Origin of the sequence: Beijerinckia sp. 28-YEA-48, assembly GCF_900104955.1 — a bacterium.
Lineage (GTDB): Bacteria > Pseudomonadota > Alphaproteobacteria > Rhizobiales > Beijerinckiaceae > Terripilifer.
In genome coordinates, this window is the sequence record NZ_FNSI01000001.1 from 5,192,062 (window position 1) to 5,209,859 (window position 17,798).

Annotated in this window: 15 protein-coding genes and 1 tRNA gene; 11 read left to right on the forward strand and 5 right to left on the reverse strand. The window is 62.3% G+C overall.

From position 1 onward, the window contains the following. Positions 1 to 5: 5 nt before the first annotated feature. A complete protein-coding gene (locus BLW50_RS24310; protein WP_348272885.1) occupies positions 6 to 590 on the reverse strand; it encodes an RBBP9/YdeN family alpha/beta hydrolase in 585 nt (194 codons plus the stop codon). Between the two features lie 130 nt (positions 591 to 720). Here BLW50_RS24310 and BLW50_RS24315 point away from each other — a divergent pair, with 130 nt between their 5' ends. Further along, positions 721 to 1,161: an HPP family protein gene (locus BLW50_RS24315; RefSeq protein WP_170850331.1), complete on the forward strand. Its 441-nt coding sequence runs from the start codon at positions 721 to 723 to the stop codon at positions 1,159 to 1,161. 21 nt (positions 1,162 to 1,182) lie between these two features. Here BLW50_RS24315 and purB read toward each other — a convergent pair whose 3' ends face one another. After that, entirely contained in the window at positions 1,183 to 2,490 is a 1,308-nt protein-coding gene (gene purB, locus BLW50_RS24320) for an adenylosuccinate lyase (RefSeq protein ID WP_090707451.1), read from the reverse strand. A 386-nt stretch (positions 2,491 to 2,876) separates the two neighbouring features. Here purB and carB point away from each other — a divergent pair, with 386 nt between their 5' ends. From carB to BLW50_RS24335, 3 genes are all read left to right on the forward strand, one after another. Then, the gene (carB, locus tag BLW50_RS24325; protein ID WP_090709630.1) at positions 2,877 to 6,377 is read left to right on the forward strand and encodes a carbamoyl-phosphate synthase large subunit; all 3,501 of its coding nucleotides are present in this window, start codon (positions 2,877 to 2,879) and stop codon (positions 6,375 to 6,377) included. Positions 6,378 to 6,580: 203 nt separating this feature from the next. Beyond that, positions 6,581 to 7,057 (forward strand): transcription elongation factor GreA, encoded by a 477-nt coding sequence (greA, locus tag BLW50_RS24330; RefSeq protein WP_090707452.1) that lies wholly within the window; start codon positions 6,581 to 6,583, stop codon positions 7,055 to 7,057. 111 nt (positions 7,058 to 7,168) lie between these two features. Further along, on the forward strand, positions 7,169 to 8,140 hold the full coding sequence (locus BLW50_RS24335; RefSeq protein WP_090707453.1) for a mitochondrial fission ELM1 family protein: 972 nt from the start codon (positions 7,169 to 7,171) through the stop codon (positions 8,138 to 8,140). Positions 8,141 to 8,246: 106 nt separating this feature from the next. On the opposite strand, the gene BLW50_RS24340 is transcribed toward BLW50_RS24335, so the two are convergent. Beyond that, entirely contained in the window at positions 8,247 to 8,921 is a 675-nt protein-coding gene (locus tag BLW50_RS24340) for a 2OG-Fe(II) oxygenase (RefSeq protein WP_090707454.1), read from the reverse strand. Between the two features lie 207 nt (positions 8,922 to 9,128). Here BLW50_RS24340 and BLW50_RS24345 point away from each other — a divergent pair, with 207 nt between their 5' ends. After that, the gene (locus BLW50_RS24345) at positions 9,129 to 10,064 is read left to right on the forward strand and encodes an alpha/beta hydrolase (protein ID WP_244544372.1); all 936 of its coding nucleotides are present in this window, start codon (positions 9,129 to 9,131) and stop codon (positions 10,062 to 10,064) included. Positions 10,065 to 10,116: 52 nt separating this feature from the next. Here the strand turns inward: BLW50_RS24345 and carA are convergent, their stop codons facing one another. Beyond that, positions 10,117 to 11,319 (reverse strand): glutamine-hydrolyzing carbamoyl-phosphate synthase small subunit, encoded by a 1,203-nt coding sequence (gene carA / locus BLW50_RS24350; protein WP_090707456.1) that lies wholly within the window; start codon positions 11,317 to 11,319, stop codon positions 10,117 to 10,119. A gap of 168 nt (positions 11,320 to 11,487) precedes the next feature. On the opposite strand from carA, the gene BLW50_RS24355 reads away from it, so the two are divergent. After that, positions 11,488 to 11,937 carry a GatB/YqeY domain-containing protein gene (locus BLW50_RS24355; protein ID WP_090707457.1) on the forward strand — a complete coding sequence of 150 codons (450 nt, stop codon included), beginning with the start codon at positions 11,488 to 11,490 and terminating at the stop codon, positions 11,935 to 11,937. A gap of 71 nt (positions 11,938 to 12,008) precedes the next feature. Here the strand turns inward: BLW50_RS24355 and BLW50_RS24360 are convergent, their stop codons facing one another. Continuing rightward, positions 12,009 to 12,311 carry a hypothetical protein gene (locus tag BLW50_RS24360; protein ID WP_090709632.1) on the reverse strand — a complete coding sequence of 101 codons (303 nt, stop codon included), beginning with the start codon at positions 12,309 to 12,311 and terminating at the stop codon, positions 12,009 to 12,011. Between the two features lie 249 nt (positions 12,312 to 12,560). Between BLW50_RS24360 and dnaG the strand changes: the two genes are divergently transcribed. From dnaG to BLW50_RS24385, 5 genes are all read left to right on the forward strand, one after another. Then, positions 12,561 to 14,507 (forward strand): DNA primase, encoded by a 1,947-nt coding sequence (dnaG, locus tag BLW50_RS24365; protein WP_090707458.1) that lies wholly within the window; start codon positions 12,561 to 12,563, stop codon positions 14,505 to 14,507. A 174-nt stretch (positions 14,508 to 14,681) separates the two neighbouring features. After that, positions 14,682 to 16,733 (forward strand): RNA polymerase sigma factor RpoD, encoded by a 2,052-nt coding sequence (gene rpoD, locus BLW50_RS24370; protein WP_090707459.1) that lies wholly within the window; start codon positions 14,682 to 14,684, stop codon positions 16,731 to 16,733. A gap of 24 nt (positions 16,734 to 16,757) precedes the next feature. Continuing rightward, positions 16,758 to 17,033, forward strand: coding sequence for an HlyU family transcriptional regulator (locus BLW50_RS24375; protein WP_090707460.1), 276 nt, complete (start codon positions 16,758 to 16,760; stop codon positions 17,031 to 17,033). Between the two features lie 98 nt (positions 17,034 to 17,131). Then, positions 17,132 to 17,548: an acyl-CoA thioesterase gene (locus tag BLW50_RS24380; RefSeq protein ID WP_090707461.1), complete on the forward strand. Its 417-nt coding sequence runs from the start codon at positions 17,132 to 17,134 to the stop codon at positions 17,546 to 17,548. A gap of 111 nt (positions 17,549 to 17,659) precedes the next feature. After that, positions 17,660 to 17,735: transfer RNA gene (locus BLW50_RS24385), tRNA-Ile, on the forward strand. Positions 17,736 to 17,798: the final 63 nt, after the last annotated feature.

Here is a 17,798-nt window from a genome sequence, read left to right on the forward strand (position 1 = left end):
GGAGGCTACAGTGTCTTCAGAAAGCCAGCAAATCGTATCAAGCCTTCAGGCCAAGGACCGTGGCCGGACTCCGCGTTGATGTGTCCGGCGTTGCCGGCATCGGCGATGGTCGAGCCCCAGTCTTGCGCCATGGCCTCGCTTTCGTCGAAGGTCGCGTAAGGATCATCGCGGCTTGCCACCAGCACCGAGGGGAAGGGCAGCGGCGTTGAGGGCATCGCACCGAAACGCGGATCGACTTCCGGCAAGGTCGCGAGGACGCGCGTTGATGGCGGTGCGACCAGGTAGGCGGCGGTGACGCTGCTGTTCTCCAATCGCTGTGCCGCATGGGCGATCGACAAAGCGCCAAGCGAATGGCCGACCAGGATGACGGGCCGTTCGCACCGGGTCGCCGCGTCGGTGATGCGCGCGATCCAATCGTCGTAATTGGGCTCGTTCCAGTTGGCCTGTTCGATACGGCGTGCGGTGGAAAGCTTTTCCACCCAGCGCGCATACCAGTGATCGGGGCTGCCGCCGCCGAGGCCGGGGGCGATCAGGATGTCGAGGTCGGAGAGTTTCAGTCGCTTGGCCTTTCCAAAATTGGGATCGCTTATTAGTGAGCGTGGGCCCCGCGCTGGTCAACCATAAGCATGGTGCCTTATCAGGCCTGCTTCTTGTATGAGGGCGTTTGAGGGGCGGTTTCTGCGCGAGCCGGTGTTCGCGTTATTTAGGGAATGGTCGCGGATGCGCAAGATCGTGGTGGCGGCGGTTGGTGGCGGGCTGGGGATCCTGTTGATGATCCTGCTCGGCCATGAGGTCGGGTTGGAACTGGCGCTGGTGCCGTTCACCACGTCGATCGTGCTGGTCATGTCGGCGCCGGAGACGCCCTTCGCCAAGCCGCTGAATATTTTCGGCGGCCATGTGATTTCGGCCCTGTGCGGGCTCGCGGTGGTCAAGCTGTGTGGCGACGGCGTCTGGTTTTCGGCGCTCGCCGTGGGTCTCGCCATCGCCGTCATGCTGGCGACCGACACCATGCATCCGCCAGCTGGCATCAACGCGCTGTTGATGGTCGTGGCGCACCCGCCCTGGACCTTCGTGCTGATGCCGGTGGCGGCCGGGGCGCTGATCCTGGTGGCGTTCAGTTGGGCCTATCAGAAGGCGACGCGGGCCGTCGCGGGCGGCTAGGCCGCCCGCTGGTCTTTCTCGTCAGGCTTCGCCGAACACGCGCTTGAAGATCGTGTCGACGTGCTTGAGGTGGTAGCCGAGGTCGAACAATTCCTCGAGCTCGGCGGCGCTTAGCTTCGCCGCCACGTCCTTGTCGGCCTTGAGCAGGGTGAGGAAATCACCCTCGCCGCGCCACACCGGCATGGCGTTGCGCTGGACATAGGCATAGGCGTCTTCGCGCGACACGCCCTTCTGGGTCAGCGCCAGCAGCACGCGCTGGGAATGAACGAGGCCGCCGAGGCGGTCGAGGTTCTTCTGCATATTGGCGGGATAGACGATCAGCTTGTCGACGACGCCCGTCAGGCGCGCCAAGGCGAAATCGAGGGTCACCGTCGCGTCCGGGCCGATCATGCGTTCGACCGAGGAATGCGAAATATCGCGCTCGTGCCAGAGCGCCACGTTTTCCATGGCGGGCGTGACCATGCCGCGCACCAGGCGGGCGAGGCCGGTGAGGTTTTCGGTCAGCACCGGATTGCGCTTGTGCGGCATCGCCGAGGAGCCCTTCTGGCCCTCGGAGAAGAATTCCTCCGCTTCCAGCACTTCGGTGCGCTGCAGATGGCGGATCTCGGTCGCCAGGCGCTCGATGCAGGAGGCGACGACGCCCAGGGTGGCGAAATACATGGCATGGCGGTCGCGCGGGATGACCTGGGTCGAGACCGGCTCAGGCGTCAGGCCCAATTTGGCCGCCACATGCTCTTCGATGCGCGGGTCGATATTGGCGAAGGTGCCGACGGCGCCGGAAATGGCACAGGTCGCCACTTCCTTGCGGGCGGCGACGAGCCGCTCGCGGCAACGGGAGAATTCCGCATAGGCCTGGGCCATTTTCAGACCGAAGGTGACCGGTTCGGCGTGGATGCCGTGGGAGCGGCCGATGGTCGGCGTCATTTTGTGCTCGAAGGCGCGCTTCTTGATCGCGGCGAGCAGGGCGTCGACATCGGCGATCATGAGATCGGCGGCGCGCACGAGCTGGACGTTCAGGCAGGTGTCGAGCACGTCCGAGGAGGTCATGCCCTGGTGGACGAAGCGCGAATCAGGGCCGATGAATTCGGCCAGATGGGTGAGGAAGGCGATGACGTCGTGCTTGGTCACGCGCTCGATTTCGTCGATGCGGGCGACGTCGAAGGTGACGTTGCCGGCGCGTTCCCAGATCGCCTTGGCGCTTTCCTTGGGGATGACGCCGATTTCGGCGAGAGCGTCGCAGGCATGGGCCTCGATCTCGAACCAGATGCGGAACCGGGTCTGCGGGTCCCAGATTTTAACCATTTCGGGGCGCGAATAGCGGGGGATCATGTGGAGAGGCCAGCCGTTGTGAGGGCGTCACGAGGACGCGGAAGGGGCAAAAAGGTCGCCTAACACGGTCTATAGGCCGGCGAAACCCCGTTAAACCCGGCTCGGTCGAACAAAGGGGTTGTGGCCAAGGGAAAGAATGACCACCTTTCCGTGGCAAAACGCCTCGTAAGGCTTCCCCCGGCGCGGATATTGGGCTAATCAACCGCCACTTTCGAGCCGGGCGGCCCTGCTCGAAGCCCCATCAGGGTTCACGCCCATAGCGGGATTTCGCGAGGACGCGCTCCGGCCTTTTGGCCGATAGCGCGGCCTTTTTTTGTGTGTGCAGATTTGGCCCCCAGGGGCCACCCGATGTGCCGCTCGCGGCGCCGGGAGCCAGACGGACGGACATGCCGAAACGCACGGATATTGAAACGATCATGATCATCGGAGCCGGGCCGATCATTATCGGCCAGGCCTGCGAATTCGACTATTCGGGGACGCAAGCGTGTAAGGCGCTGCGCGAGGAAGGCTACCGGATCGTTCTGGTCAATTCCAACCCGGCGACGATCATGACCGACCCGGACATGGCCGACCGGACCTATGTCGAGCCGATCACGCCGGAGATCGTTGCCAAGATCATCGAGAAAGAGCGCGGCGACCGTTCGAAGGGCTTCGCCCTGCTGCCGACCATGGGCGGCCAGACGGCGCTGAATTGCGCCCTGTCGCTGAAGCAGATGGGCGTGCTCGAGACCTACGACATCGAGATGATTGGCGCGACGGCGGAAGCCATCGACAAAGCCGAGGATCGCCAGCTGTTCCGCGAGGCGATGAAGAAGATCGGCCTGGACACGCCGCGCTCGCGGCTGGCCAATGCCTCCGACCTGAAGAAGGCGGACAAGGACGAATTCCATCGCCAGCAGGCGGCCGTTGCCGCGCAGCATAGCGATCCGGTCGAGCGCCAGCGGGCGGTCGAGGCGTCGGCGCGCGAGTGGCAGTCGAAAGAGGCGGAGCGCAAGCGCCGCTATGTGTCGAAGGGCTTGCAGGAAGCGCTGGAAGCCATCGACGACATTGGTCTGCCGGCGATCATCCGGCCATCGTTCACGATGGGCGGCACCGGCGGCGGCATCGCCTATGACAAGAACGAATATATCGACATCGTGCAGAGCGGGCTCGACGCCTCGCCGACGACGGAAGTGCTGATCGAGGAAAGCGTTCTCGGCTGGAAGGAATATGAGATGGAAGTGGTCCGCGATAAGGCGGACAATTGCATCATCATCTGCTCCATCGAAAACCTTGATCCGATGGGCGTGCACACGGGCGACTCGATCACCGTCGCGCCGGCGCTGACGCTGACCGACAAAGAATATCAGATCATGCGCGATGCCTCGATCGCGGTGTTGCGCGAGATCGGCGTCGAGACCGGTGGTTCGAACGTGCAGTTCGCCGTCAATCCCGAGAACGGTCGCATGATCGTCATCGAGATGAATCCGCGCGTCTCGCGTTCGTCGGCGCTGGCCTCCAAGGCGACGGGCTTCCCGATCGCCAAGGTCGCGGCGAAACTCGCCGTCGGCTACACGCTTGACGAGATCGCCAACGACATCACCGGCGGCGCCACGCCGGCGTCGTTCGAGCCGACCATCGATTATGTGGTCACCAAGATTCCGCGCTTTGCCTTCGAGAAGTTCCCGGGCGCCGAGCCCATTCTGACGACGGCGATGAAATCGGTCGGCGAGGCCATGGCCATCGGCCGTACCTTCGCTGAATCGCTGCAGAAGGCGCTGCGCTCGCTGGAAACGGGCCTCTCCGGCCTCGATCCGTTCGAAATCGATGGCATCGGCCGTGGCGACGACATGAATGTGCTGCGTCGGGCGCTTGGCACGCCGACGCCCGATCGCCTGCTTGTCGTCGGGCAGGCGCTGCGCATGGGCATGTCGGTCGAAGACATCTATGACGCTTGCCGGATCGATCGCTGGTTCCTGGAACGACTGGCTGAAATCATCGCGCTGGAAAAGCGCGTCGCCGCCCATGGCCTGCCGCAGGATGCCGACAATCTGCGTATGCTGAAGGCTGCCGGTTTCTCCGATCTGCGGTTGGCGTCGTTGACCAACGGCCACGAAGAAGACGTGCGCAAGCTGCGCCACGATCTCGGTGTGCGCCCGGTTTACAAGCGCATCGACACCTGCGCGGCGGAGTTCGCTTCGCCCACGGCCTATATGTATTCGACCTATGAAACGCCTTTCGCCGGCCAGCTGGCCTGCGAAGCGCGCCCGTCGGACAAGGAAAAGATCGTCATCCTCGGTGGCGGTCCGAACCGTATCGGTCAGGGTATCGAGTTCGACTATTGCTGCGTGCACGCCTGTTTCGCGCTGTCGGATGTCGGCTACGAAACCATCATGATCAATTGCAATCCGGAGACGGTGTCGACCGACTACGACACATCGGACCGGTTGTATTTCGAGCCGCTGACGGCCGAAGACGTGCTTGAGATCATGGACAAGGAACGCGAGAACGGCACGGTCAAGGGCGCCATCGTCCAGTTCGGCGGCCAGACGCCGCTGAAACTGTCGCATGCGCTGGAAGACGCCGGGATCACCATTCTCGGCACCTCGGTCGAGTCGATCGATCTCGCCGAAGACCGCGATCAGTTCAAGCGTCTGCTCGATCGGCTGCGGTTGAAGCAGCCCAACAATGCCATTGCCTATTCGGTCGAACAGGCGCGGCTTGTGGCCAACGAGCTTGGCCTGCCGCTGGTCGTGCGGCCGAGCTATGTGCTCGGCGGACGCGCCATGGCGATCATTCGTGACGATGCGGCGTTCGACGACTATCTGCTTGGCACCTTGCCGGGCCTGATCCCCTCCGACGTCAAGGCGCGCTATCCCAACGACAAGACCGGCCAGATCAACACGGTTCTGGGCAAGAACCCGTTGCTGTTCGATCGCTATCTGTCGGACGCGCTGGAAGTCGACGTCGACTGCCTGTGCGATGGCAAGGACGTGTTCATCGCCGGCATCATGGAACATATCGAGGAAGCCGGCATTCACTCCGGTGACTCGGCCTGTTCGCTGCCGCCGCGTTCTCTAACGCCCGAAACCCTGGCGCGGCTCGAGGATCAGACCCGCAAGCTCGCCCTGGGGCTCAAGGTCGGCGGCCTGATGAACGTGCAATACGCCATCAAGGATGGCGAGATTTACGTGCTCGAAGTCAACCCGCGCGCTTCGCGCACGGTGCCCTTCGTCGCCAAGGTGGTGGGCCACCCGTTCGCCAAGATCGCCTCCCGCATTATGGCTGGCGAATCGCTCGCCTCCTTCGGCCTCAAGCCGGCGGAGCTGAAGCATGTGGGCGTCAAGGAAGCGGTGTTTCCGTTCGCCCGTTTCCCCGGTGTCGACACGGTGCTCGGGCCGGAAATGCGCTCGACCGGTGAAGTCATCGGGCTCGACCGTAATTTCGAGATCGCCTTCGCCAAAAGCCAGCTCGGTGGTGGCACCAAGGTGCCGACCAGCGGCACGGTGTTCGTTTCGGTCCGGGATGCCGACAAGGCGCGCGTGCTGGACGCCCTCAAACTGCTGTCGAGCAACGGCTTCAAAGTGGTGGCGACTAGCGGGACCCAGCGGTTCCTGGAAGCCGGCGGCGTGCCGGCCCAACGGATCAACAAAGTGTCGGAAGGGCGCCCACACGTGGTCGACGCCATCAGCAATGGCGCTATCCAGCTGGTGTTCAACACCACGGAAGGCGCGCAGGCGCTGCTCGATTCGCGCTCGTTGCGCCGGGCGGCGCTGCTCCACAAGGTGCCCTATTACACCACTCTGGCCGGCGCCTTGGCCGCGGCCCAGGGGATCAGGGCCTATAAGGGGGGCGACCTGGAGGTCAGGGCCCTGCAGGATTATTTCGATCCTGCGGCTGCATCGTAACGGCGGAAAACGCAACTTTTCCTTCCGCTTGACGTTCAGCCCGCAAGAGGTTCCCATAAGCAGGAACTGAGCGGAGTTGCGGTGGCGTGACCATTGATATGGGCACGCCTCCGCCATATCGTATTGCCATGTTTCCGTGGCAGATGCGGCAAAACAACCAAGGAAGTATCTGTCCCGCCTAGCGGGTGAATCGAAAGAGAAGCATGATGGAAAAAGTTCCGATGACCGAGGTCGGTTACCAGTCGCTGGAAACGGAGCTGAAGCGCCGCCAGCAAGAGGATCGTCCGCGCATCATCCAGCAAATCGCCGAGGCGCGTTCGCACGGCGATCTGTCCGAAAATGCCGAATATCATGCGGCCAAGGAAGCTCAGTCGCACAACGAGGGCCGGATCGCCGAGCTTGAGGACAAGCTGTCGCGCGCCGAGGTCATCGACCTGACCAAGTTGTCGGGAAATACCGTGAAATTCGGCGCCACCGTCACGTTGATCGACGAGGACACCGAGGAAGAGAAGAAATACCAGATCGTCGGCGAGCCGGAGGCCGACGTGAAGTCTGGCCGCGTGTCCATCACCTCGCCGATCGCCCGCGCGCTGATCGGCAAGAAGGTCGGTGATTCCGTCGAAGTGATCGCGCCAGGTGGCGGCAAGAGCTACGAGATCATGAAGATCCAATTCGGCTGATCAAAGCCGCTCGATAGAAGTCGCACTTGGACTAGAAGCCGCACTTGGAAAGCCGCGCTTAGAAATCACGTTTAGCGCGGCTTTCTCTCCTCTCACCGACAGAGTACGGGCATGCAGGCGCCGCTGCTGTCACCAGCGACACGAGTGTTGGTTTTCGGGTCCGGCCTCGCCGGGCATGAGGCCAATGCCATCGGTGTCGCCGGCGCCCTGGTACCGGGTTATGCGACCGTGCGCGTGGCGCCGCGCCCGCTGTTTGCCGCGACGGCGCCCTGGGGCTTTGTCGATCCCGGTGACTTTGCTCGCGTTCCCGACGTCGATATCGCCATCGCTTGCGGTCGCGTCACGGTGCCTTATCTGCGCGCCATCAAGCGGCGGTCGGGCGGGCGGACGCTCACTGTCTTCCTGCAGGATCCGCGCGCCTGGCGCGGTACATTCGATCTGATCTGGGTGCCGGAACACGACAAGCTGCGTGGCGCCAATGTGATGACGACGGCAGTTTCGCCACACTCGGTTTCGCCCGGCATTCTGTCCTATGGGCGCGCCACGCCTGATCCACGGCTGGCGCCTCTGCCGACGCCACGCGTCGCCATGGTGCTGGGGGGGGACAGCGGCGCGCATCGTTTTGAAGCAAACGACATCGCTGCGCTTGCCGAAATCGCCGGTGAGATCGCCGCCTCGGGCGCCGGCCTGATGGTGACGGCGTCCCGGCGGACGCCGGCGGCCCTGACGGCGGCGATCCGCGCGGCGGTGGGCGCGGCGGTTGGCGATGGTGAGAATATCTTCATCTGGGACGGCACGGGCGAAAATCCTTATCGCGCCATGCTGGCTCTGGCTGATTCCATCATTGTCACCGGCGACAGCGTCAATATGTGTGGCGAAGCCTGCGCCACCGGCGTGCCGGTGCATATTTACGAGCCGACTGGCGGCTCACCCAAGATCACCCGTTTCATCGATGGTCTTGTCGCCCATGGCGCGGCGCGGCGTTGGGCGGGGCAATTGGAAAGCTGGTCCTATGCGCCGCTTGATGCGACGGGCGATATCGCGGCGGAAGTGGCGCGGCGCTATCTGGCGCACCACGCCTAAAGCAAATCACGTTTCGGCAGAAACGTGATTTGCTTAGATCCTCTTATTTGGATGGGTCTTCATGGCGCTCGACGATTCCGTCGAGCCCTGAAACGCTATGGAAGGATCAAACGCGGACAGGCTGATCGGCGAAGGACAGCTGTTCGCGAGCGCGCCAGTCGTGCGTCACATAATTGAGAATGACCGATTTGCGCACGCCGATGATCGGGCGGTTGACGAAGCCGTGCCAGGTGTTGTTGCCGGGCACGAACACCATCGCGGTGTTGGGAATGAAGGGCGAGCGGCCGAAGTGAGTCTTCTCGTCGGCATAAATGTCGGTGCCGAGCTCTTCATGTCCCGGTTCATCGGACAGATAGATCAGGCAGGTGAATTTCTTGACGCCGAGATCGGTGTGCGGCTGCAGCCAGAAGCCATCGATATCGAGAGCATATTCGAGACGCAGCAACGTGTCGTCGATCGGCGCGCCGAATTTCGCGGCGATGGCGCTGGTGACGTCGCGTCCATGCAGCGCCTTGGCGACTTCACGCATGACCGGGAAGCGGGTCATGTTGGCTTCGTCGAAATACGACCGCGTATCGTTGTGCAATTCGCGCTTGCCTGAAACGCCATCGGTCGAAGGCGCACGGAAGGGCAAAGTGTTCAACGCTTCCGACACGCCCGCCGGAAACAGGTCGTCCATCAGGAAATGCCGATAGGGCTGATCAAAGGGCCGCGCCGCATCGATCGATGCGCAGAAGGTTTTGGCAATTTGGTCGGCCGAAGCCGGAGAAGCTGCTGTCATCAACCTTGCTCTCTAGACGCGATCAGCGTCCGTTCTACATGTGCCCCAAAGCGCCGGCACCATAGTGCCCAGGGCCTGGAGCCGCAAGAAAGACCTGGAGCCGCAAGAAAATGGTTGATCAAGCCGTTGGCGCGCTCGGAAAACCATGTTCGAATTGGTCTTTCTCCAGACTAGGGCTGGACCGAGAGGAAAAACAGGGAGGCTGTTATGAAACGCGCGTTGATCGGGGCCATGGCGCTTGCTGCGGGCCTTCTGCTTCCGGCGGCCTATGCCAGCGCCCAAGTGCCGCAGGACATCGCCGCGAAACTGAAGGAGATCGGCCGCGCGGTGGCGCCGCCGCCGACCGCTGCGCTCTATCTGCCCTTGCAAGGCACCGATCCCTATCCCGGTGTCGACGTGAAGCGCGACATCAAATACGGCCCCGACGCGCGCAATCTTCTCGATGTCGTCACCGCCTCGGGCGCCGCGGGTGGTGCGCGCCCAGTGCTCGTCTTCGTTCATGGTGGCGGGTTCGTTGCCGGCAATAAGACGGCTGCGAATTCGCCCTTCTACGGCAATGTGCCGACATGGGCGGTGAAGAACGGTTTCGTTGGTGTCAGCATGACCTATCGGTTGGCGCCGCAAAATCCATGGCCGGCGGGCCGCGATGACGTGGCGGCGGCGATCAACTGGGTGCGCGACAACATCGCTTCATACGGCGGCGATCCACAGCGCATCTTTCTCATGGGTCATTCGGCTGGCGCCATCCATGTGGCGAGCTATGTCGCGCAGGTTGCCGAAAAAGGCGAAAGCCCGATCGGTGGCGCACTGATGGTGTCGGCGCTGTATGACTTCACGCCCGAGAACATCAGCAACGCGGAGCGCGCTTATTTCGGCGAGGACCGCGCCCGGTTGGCGGAGGGGTCTTCGCTGCCGCATCTTTCGAAAGCGAAGTTCCCGTTGTTGGTCGCGCATGCGGAACTCGATCCGCTGAATTTCGTCGCGCAATCGGAATTGGCCAACAAGACATTATGCGCGGCGCAGAAATGCCCGCGCTTCGTGCGGCTGGCCGATCACAGTCACATGTCCGAAATCTATGCGGTCGGCACAGCTGATACGTCACTGACCAGGGAAATTTTGGCTTTTACGCGCGGCGTTCAATAGCGCGGTTGTGGTGCGATGGGCCGCCGTTTCGCGGCGGCCCTCCGGAGGTCTGTTACGCGGCTTTCTTCGACTTCTGCATCAGTTCGACGAAGCGTTTGAACAGATAGTGCGAATCCTGCGGGCCGGGGCTCGCTTCGGGATGATGCTGCACGGAGAAGGCCGGGCGATCTTCCAGCGCGATGCCGCAGTTGGAGCCGTCGAACAAGGAGCGATGGGTTTCCTTGGCGTTCTTCGGCAAAGTCTTGCTGTCGACGGCGAAGCCGTGATTCATCGAGACGATTTCAACCTTGCCGGTGGTGTAGTCCATCACCGGATGGTTGGCGCCATGGTGGCCCTGGTGCATTTTCTCGGTCTTGGCGCCAACGGCGAGCGCCATCATCTGGTGGCCGAGGCAGATGCCGAAGGTCGGCACTTTCGCGTCGAGCAATGACTGGATGACCGGCACGGCATATTTGCCGGTTTCGGCCGGATCGCCCGGTCCATTCGACAGGAACACGCCGTCGGGCTTCAAAGCGAGAATGTCTTGCGCGGGCGTGGTGGCCGACACGACGGTGACGGCGCAGCCGGCCTTGGCGAGCAGCCGTAGGATGTTGCGCTTGACGCCGTAGTCGACGGCGACGACGCGATACTGCGGATCGGTCTGGCGACCATAGCCCTCGCCTAGCACCCAGGTCGTCTCGTCCCAGGTGTAGCGCTGCGCGGTGGTGACATCAGGCACGAGATCCATGCCGTCGATGCCGGGCCAGGCGGCGGCTTCTTTTTTCAGAGCCGCGAGGTCGAACTTGCCGTCGGGTGCATGGGCGATGACCGCATTGGGCATGCCTTTTTCGCGGATCAGCGCGGTCAGAGCTCGGGTGTCGAGACCGCTGAGGCCGATGATGTTGCGGGCCTTCAGCCATTGGTCGAGATGGCGCGTGGCGCGGAAGTTGGACGGATCGGTCACCGGGGCGTGGACGATGATGCCACGGGCGCCGGAGGCGGCCGCCATGTTGACGGTCTCGATATCTTCCTCGTTGGTGCCGACGTTGCCGACATGGGGGAAGGTGAACGTGATGATCTGGCCGGCATAGGACGGATCGGTCAGGATTTCCTGGTAGCCCGTCATGGCGGTGTTGAAACAGACTTCGCCGATGGCCTGGCCGGTGGCGCCGAGGCCGTAGCCCTCGATCACCGTGCCGTCGGCGAGTACCAGAAGGGCGGTTGGCGCGGGTTTGGTCCAGCCGGTGACTTCCGGCTTCGCTTGAACGTTGGTCATGGTCGCTTTACACCGTTCGCGCGTGCCTGCGGGCGCGCTGACGCGCCGGTCTGGCCGCGGACATGGGATTGAATTGACGCGCACGCTAACGCATGAGCCGCGAAAACGGAAGCGGCCGCGTGAAAAGTTCGCGGGAATCAGCAGAAATTAGCAAAACAGGAGCAGGGCATGCGCGAGCGGTTCACCACGGTCATGAAAGAGGCGATGAAGGCTGGGGACAAGCGGCGCCTGGCGACGGTGCGCATGATCCAGGCCGCCCTGAAGGACAAGGATATCGAGGCGCGCGGGCTGGGCAAAACCGTCTCGGACGATGATATTCTGGCGTTATTGCAGAAAATGGTGAAGAGCCGGCAGGAATCCGCCGACATCTACGGCAAGGCCGGGCGGCCGGAGCTGGAGACGCAGGAACGCGAGGAAATCGCCATTATCAACGAGTTTCTGCCCCAGCAGCTCAGCGAAGATGAAGTTAAGGCCGCCATCGCGGCTGCCATCAGCGAGACCGGCGCCACGTCGATGAAGGACATGGGCAAGGTCGTTGCTGCGCTCAAGGCAAAATACACCGGCCAGCTCGACTTTGCGAAGGCCAGTGCGCTCGTCAAGGGCATGCTGGGCAGCTGATTGGCGCCGCTCAGAATGCCGTTTCTAGGATCCTAAGGCAAAATTGCGTTTCGTCAGAAACGCGATTTGCTTTAGGCCTTGGTCTTCGTGGCGTTGATGATCATGCCGACGATCGCCGTGACCACAGCGCCGGAGACGCCGCCGCCGACCAGTTGACCCACGGCGGCAGCAATATCGAAGCCGCCGGTTCCGCCCGCTAGGGCAGGAATCAGCGACGACAGCAGGCCACCACCGGCGAGACCGCCGATCGCGCCGGCAATGGTATTGCCGGTCGAGCCGAGGCTCGCATTCTTTACCGCACCGGCGATGCCATTACCGCCGATAACGCCACCAACGATTTGCAGGATGAGATTGATCAACATTGCGCCGGTCATAGAAACCCCCTTCGCAAACGCCGCTTTCCTTCGCACGGAAGCGAAAGTGGCCACGAAGCCAAATGGCTCCGCCTTGATTGGACACGCAAATTTGGCTTCGCTGCAAGTATTTCCGTCGCTGCTTCGCAACATCGCGGGGGAAAGAATCTCAAAATCCGTGTGTGTGACCGCTGGAAAACGGGGAAAACCGCACAATATTAGGACTCTGCGGTTGCAAGGTTCTATCCTTGCGGATCGAGACCAGCGCTGATGCGATTTACACCGTCCCTGCTTGAAGAGATCAAAGCACGGCTTCCCGTATCGGAAGTCGTGCGTCGGCGCGTGCAATTGAAGAAGTCTGGCCGTGAGTTCAGCGGCTTGTCGCCTTTCTCCCAGGAAAAGTCGCCGTCGTTTTTCGTCAACGACCAGAAAATGGCCTGGTTCGATTTCTCCTCCGGCCAGAACGGCAACATCTTCGACTTCGTCATGCGCACCGAAGGGCTGACGTTCCCCGAAGCGGTGGAGCGGCTGGCGGCGGAAGCGGGTGTGCCGCTGCCGAAATCGACGCCCGAAAATATCGAGCGCGAAAAGAAACGCACGACCTTGCAGGAAGTTCTCGAACTTTCGGCGAAGTTTTTCGAGGAGCAATTGCAGGCGCGTAACGGCGCCAAGGCGCGCGGTTATCTGGCCGGCCGGGGCATGGGCGCATCGGTGCAAAAGCAGTTCCGGCTCGGCTATTCGCCCGACGAGCGATTCGCTCTGCGCGACTATCTTGCCGGTAAAGGCGCCAGCGCCGAGATGATGATCGAGGCCGGCATGCTGATCCACGGCGAGGATATCGCCGTGCCTTACGACCGGTTCCGCGACCGCGTGATGTTCCCGATCTGCGACCGGGCCGGCAAGGTGATCGCTTTCGGTGGCCGGGCGCTGGAAAAGGATGTTCCTGCTAAATATCTGAATTCACCCGAAACACCGCTCTATCACAAGGGCTCGGTGCTGTATAACCAACACAATGCCCGCAAGGCGGCGCACGAGGCCGATGGCCAGGTGATCGTGGTTGAGGGCTATGTCGACGCCATCGCCATGACGGGTGTCGGCTTCGCCAATGTGGTGGCGCCTTGTGGCACGGCGCTGACGCCGGACCAGTGCGAGAACCTCTGGCGCATGGCCGAAGAGCCGATCCTGTGTTTCGACGGCGACAAGGCCGGTCGCAAGGCGGCCCATCGGGCTATCGACACGGCCTTGCCGATGATCGGGCCGGGTAAGAGCCTGCGATTTGCCTTTCTGCCCGACGGACAGGACCCGGACGATCTCGCCCGCAGCGGCGGGCAGGAGGCGATCGGCGCTGTTTTGGCCGCGGCGCGACCGCTGGCCGATGTTTTGTGGACGCGCGAGAGCGAGGCCGGCCCCCTGGATACGCCGGAACGGCGTGCGGCGCTTGAACGCAGGCTCAATACCGTCGTTCGCGAAATCACCGACGAGACCCTGCGGCGCTACTATCTCGACGACATGCGATCGCGGCTCGACGCCCTGCTTGGGCCGCGTCGGGGCGGTGGCGCGGGGGGCTTCCAGGCAAAGGGCCAGCGGCAAGGTGCTGCCCCTGGGCGGGCGCCTGGCAAGCGTTTTCAACCGCCGGGGGCGGCGCAGGGCTATCGGTTTCTGTCGCCAGGCGTCAGTTCCAGCATTGCAAAATCAGTGCTTTTCACGCGCGCGGGCGGGTTTCCGGCTCGGGAATCGATGATTCTGCTGTTGTTTGCCAATCACGCGGAACTGCTGGCCCGGCATAGCGAGGATTTGGCCAGCCTCGAATGCACCAATAAGGACGCCGCCCGCCTGCGCGATGCGCTGGCGACCCTGGCGGCCGACCGGCTGGACAGCGATATCGAGATCCGGGCTGCCCTGACCGAAATGGGGCTGGGCCCCGATCTCCATAAGGCCGAGGCCATGGTTGGCGTGGCCTCGCTCTGGGTGCTAAAGCCGGCAGCGGCCCTGGAAGACGCAGAAGTGGCTCTGCAACAGGCTCTGGTCTTGCATCGGCGGGCCTTAGCGTTAAATAGAGAGCTTAAATCGGCTGAATTAGCGCTTGCCGAGGACGCCACCGAAGAGAACGTCGCCCGCCTCAGGGAAATTCAGTCGGAGCTTTCAACCATCGACGGCCGCGAGGCCGCATTGGAAGGGTTCGGGTTCATGTCCGGTCGGTTGAGCCGGGCATTGTAATTTGCGCCGTAATTTGCGTCCTGCCCCGGGCGCGGTGCTGTGGTTAAGGCGGACTTAAGTCCGCATCAGGAATGGTGAATGGAGCGAATCGCCCGTCAGGGCGATCCAGTGAGATTTTCCGGTGAGATTTCCCGCGCGCATGTGAATGCGGATGCGGTGTGATTGGAGTGCGAGATGGCAAAGAAGGACGAAGAGAAACGCGAAGGCGAGACCGCGGTCGTCGAGACGACCGACAGTCCTTTGCTCGATCTCTCCGATGCCGCCGTCAAGAAGATGATCAAAGCCGCCAAGAAGCGCGGCTTCGTCACCCATGACGAGCTGAATGCGGTGCTGCCGTCGGAGGAAGTGTCCTCCGACCAGATCGAGGACATTTACGCGATGCTCAACGAGATGGGCATCAATGTCGTCGATTCCGAAGAGGCTGAGGAAGGCGAGACCGAGGAAGCCGCCGAAGAGGAAGCCGAAGGCGGCGACCTTGTCGAGACGGCGCGCACCACGACTGTCGTTGCGACACGCACCACCGAGCCGGCCGACCGTACCGATGATCCGGTGCGCATGTATCTGCGCGAAATGGGTTCGGTCGAGCTGCTGTCGCGCGAAGGCGAAATCGCCATCGCCAAGCGCATCGAGGCTGGCCGCGAAGCGATGATCGCGGGCCTCTGCGAAAGCCCGCTGACCTTCCAGGCCATTATCATCTGGCGCGATGAACTCAACGACGGCAAGGTTTTGCTGCGCGACATCATCGACCTTGAAGCGACCTATGCCGGCCCGGACGGCAAGAACACGCCAAAGATCGACATGACCGCGCCTGGCGCCCAGGAGGCGCTCGCCGCCCGTCAGCAGGAGCAACAGCAGGCGGCCGCCAGTCGCGCCGCCCAACGCGCTGCCGGCGATGACGAAGAGGGCGAGAAGCCGCCGGGCGAAGAATCCTTCGACGACGAGGACGACATGGAAAATTCCGTGTCGTTGTCGGCGATGGAAGCGGAATTGAAGCCGAAAGTGCTGGAGACGTTCGATCGCGTCGCCTCGGCCTATAAGAAGCTGCGCCGCCTGCAAGATCAGAACGTCGAGAACAAGCTCAACAACGAGGCGCTGACGCCGGCGCAGGAGCGTAAATACAAGACGCTCAAGAAAGAGATCGTCGTCGACGTCAAATCGCTGTCCTTGAACCAGAACCGCATCGAGGCGCTGGTCGAGCAGCTGTATGACATCAACAAGCGGCTCATCGGCCTGGAACTGCGGCTGATGCGGCTGGCGGAAAGCCATGGCGTGGCGCGCGAGGATTTCCTGCGCAACTACCAGGGCGGCGAACTCGATCCGAAATGGGTGCTGCGCATCTCCAAGCTCGGTGGCAAGGGCTGGAAGGGCTTCGTCGCCATCGAGAAGGACCGCATCAAGGATATGCGCGCCGACATCCACAATCTGGCGACCGAGACGGGCCTGGAGATCCAGGAATTCCGCAAGATCGTGCAGATGGTGCAGAAGGGCGAGCGCGAAGCCCGGCAGGCGAAGAAGGAAATGGTCGAGGCCAATCTGCGCCTCGTGATTTCGATCGCCAAGAAATACACCAACCGTGGCCTGCAATTCCTCGATCTGATCCAGGAAGGCAATATCGGCCTGATGAAGGCGGTCGATAAGTTCGAATATCGCCGCGGCTATAAGTTCTCGACCTATGCGACCTGGTGGATCCGGCAGGCAATCACCCGTTCGATCGCCGACCAGGCGCGCACCATCCGCATCCCCGTGCACATGATCGAGACGATCAACAAGATCGTGCGCACGAGCCGCCAGATGTTGCACGAGATCGGTCGCGAGCCGACGCCGGAAGAGCTGGCCGAAAAGCTCGCCATGCCGCTCGAAAAGGTGCGCAAGGTGCTGAAGATCGCCAAGGAGCCGATCTCGCTCGAAACGCCGATTGGCGACGAGGAAGATTCGCATCTGGGCGATTTCATCGAAGACAAGAACGCCATCCTGCCGATCGATGCGGCGATCCAGTCGAACCTGCGCGAGACGACGACGCGCGTGCTGGCGTCGCTGACACCGCGCGAAGAACGTGTGCTGCGCATGCGCTTCGGTATCGGCATGAACACCGATCACACGCTCGAAGAGGTGGGCCAGCAGTTCTCGGTGACGCGCGAGCGCATCCGTCAGATCGAAGCCAAGGCGCTGCGCAAGCTGAAGCACCCGTCGCGGTCGCGCAAGCTGCGGAGCTTCTTGGATAATTGAGCTGAACAACTGAGTGAGCCGACCATGTCTCTCTTGAAAAAACTCTTCGGCATCGGCGGCGCCAGCGAAAGGCCGGCGGCGCCGACGCAGGAGATCGAGCATAACGGCTTCACCATTCGCGCCACGCCGTTTGAAAACGGCGGGCGCTACCAGCTGTGCGGCATTATCGTCGGCAGCGATGGCGTGGAAGAAAAATTCATCCGTGCCGATGCCTTCGGTTCACTGGAAGAAGCTGTCGACATGACCTTCTTCAAGGGCAAACAGATCATCGATCTGCGCAACGCCCGGATGCCGAGCTGATCCTGCAATCTGTTTTCGATTTTTAACTTGCGTGCTTGATCGGCTGCCGCCGATCGGCACAATCGGCTGTGGCGATTCCGCCCGGAGCAGATCCAGCCATGACGGCCCCCAATCCCTCAAAACCGCCGGCGCAGACCCGGCCGACTGGACAGCTCACCGTTCGCACCATCGCCATGCCCGCCGACACCAATGCCAATGGTGATATTTTCGGCGGCTGGGTTATGTCGCGAATGGACCAGGCCGGCGGCATCGCCGGCGTCGAGCGGGCGCAGGGGCGGGTGGTGACCGTGAAGGTCGATTCGATGGTCTTCATCGCGCCGATGAAGGTCGGCGACGTGCTCGAAATTTATCATGAGATCGAGAGTATCGGCCGCACCTCGATGAAGATCCGCATGGAGGCCTGGGCGCAGCGCTTTCAGACGACCCAGCGCGACAAGGTGACGGAAGCGACCTTCACCTTCGTCGCCGTCGACGACAACGGCCGTCCCAGACCGATCCCCAAGCATGATGGTTGATGCTTAACCGCACAGGATTTGCAACCCGGGATGTGCCCCCAGGATTTGCTTGCCGCGCGCAATCGAATATATGTGCGGCACTCCCGCAGGCGCGGCCGGTTGCCGTGTTTCGGGCCGATAGCTCAATGGTTAGAGCCGGCCGCTCATAACGGTCTGGTTGCAGGTTCGAGTCCTGCTCGGCCCACCAATCTCTTTCGGCGAAATCCGCTCGGCGAAATCGGCGAGCGCCATGAAGATCAATAAGAGGATC

Excerpts from the sequence above, each read along its gene's own strand:
- BLW50_RS24315 (WP_170850331.1), top strand. The coding sequence starts at position 721 with ATGCGCAAGATCGTGGTGGCGGCGGTTGGTGGCGGGCTGGGGATCCTG.
- purB (WP_090707451.1), bottom strand. The coding sequence starts at position 2,490 with ATGATCCCCCGCTATTCGCGCCCCGAAATGGTTAAAATCTGGGACCCG.
- carB (WP_090709630.1), top strand. The coding sequence starts at position 2,877 with ATGCCGAAACGCACGGATATTGAAACGATCATGATCATCGGAGCCGGG.
- greA (WP_090707452.1), top strand. The coding sequence starts at position 6,581 with ATGATGGAAAAAGTTCCGATGACCGAGGTCGGTTACCAGTCGCTGGAA.
- BLW50_RS24335 (WP_090707453.1), top strand. The coding sequence starts at position 7,169 with ATGCAGGCGCCGCTGCTGTCACCAGCGACACGAGTGTTGGTTTTCGGG.
- BLW50_RS24340 (WP_090707454.1), bottom strand. The coding sequence starts at position 8,921 with ATGACAGCAGCTTCTCCGGCTTCGGCCGACCAAATTGCCAAAACCTTC.
- BLW50_RS24345 (WP_244544372.1), top strand. The coding sequence starts at position 9,129 with ATGAAACGCGCGTTGATCGGGGCCATGGCGCTTGCTGCGGGCCTTCTG.
- carA (WP_090707456.1), bottom strand. The coding sequence starts at position 11,319 with ATGACCAACGTTCAAGCGAAGCCGGAAGTCACCGGCTGGACCAAACCC.
- BLW50_RS24355 (WP_090707457.1), top strand. The coding sequence starts at position 11,488 with ATGCGCGAGCGGTTCACCACGGTCATGAAAGAGGCGATGAAGGCTGGG.
- BLW50_RS24360 (WP_090709632.1), bottom strand. The coding sequence starts at position 12,311 with ATGACCGGCGCAATGTTGATCAATCTCATCCTGCAAATCGTTGGTGGC.
- dnaG (WP_090707458.1), top strand. The coding sequence starts at position 12,561 with ATGCGATTTACACCGTCCCTGCTTGAAGAGATCAAAGCACGGCTTCCC.
- rpoD (WP_090707459.1), top strand. The coding sequence starts at position 14,682 with ATGGCAAAGAAGGACGAAGAGAAACGCGAAGGCGAGACCGCGGTCGTC.
- BLW50_RS24375 (WP_090707460.1), top strand. The coding sequence starts at position 16,758 with ATGTCTCTCTTGAAAAAACTCTTCGGCATCGGCGGCGCCAGCGAAAGG.
- BLW50_RS24380 (WP_090707461.1), top strand. The coding sequence starts at position 17,132 with ATGACGGCCCCCAATCCCTCAAAACCGCCGGCGCAGACCCGGCCGACT.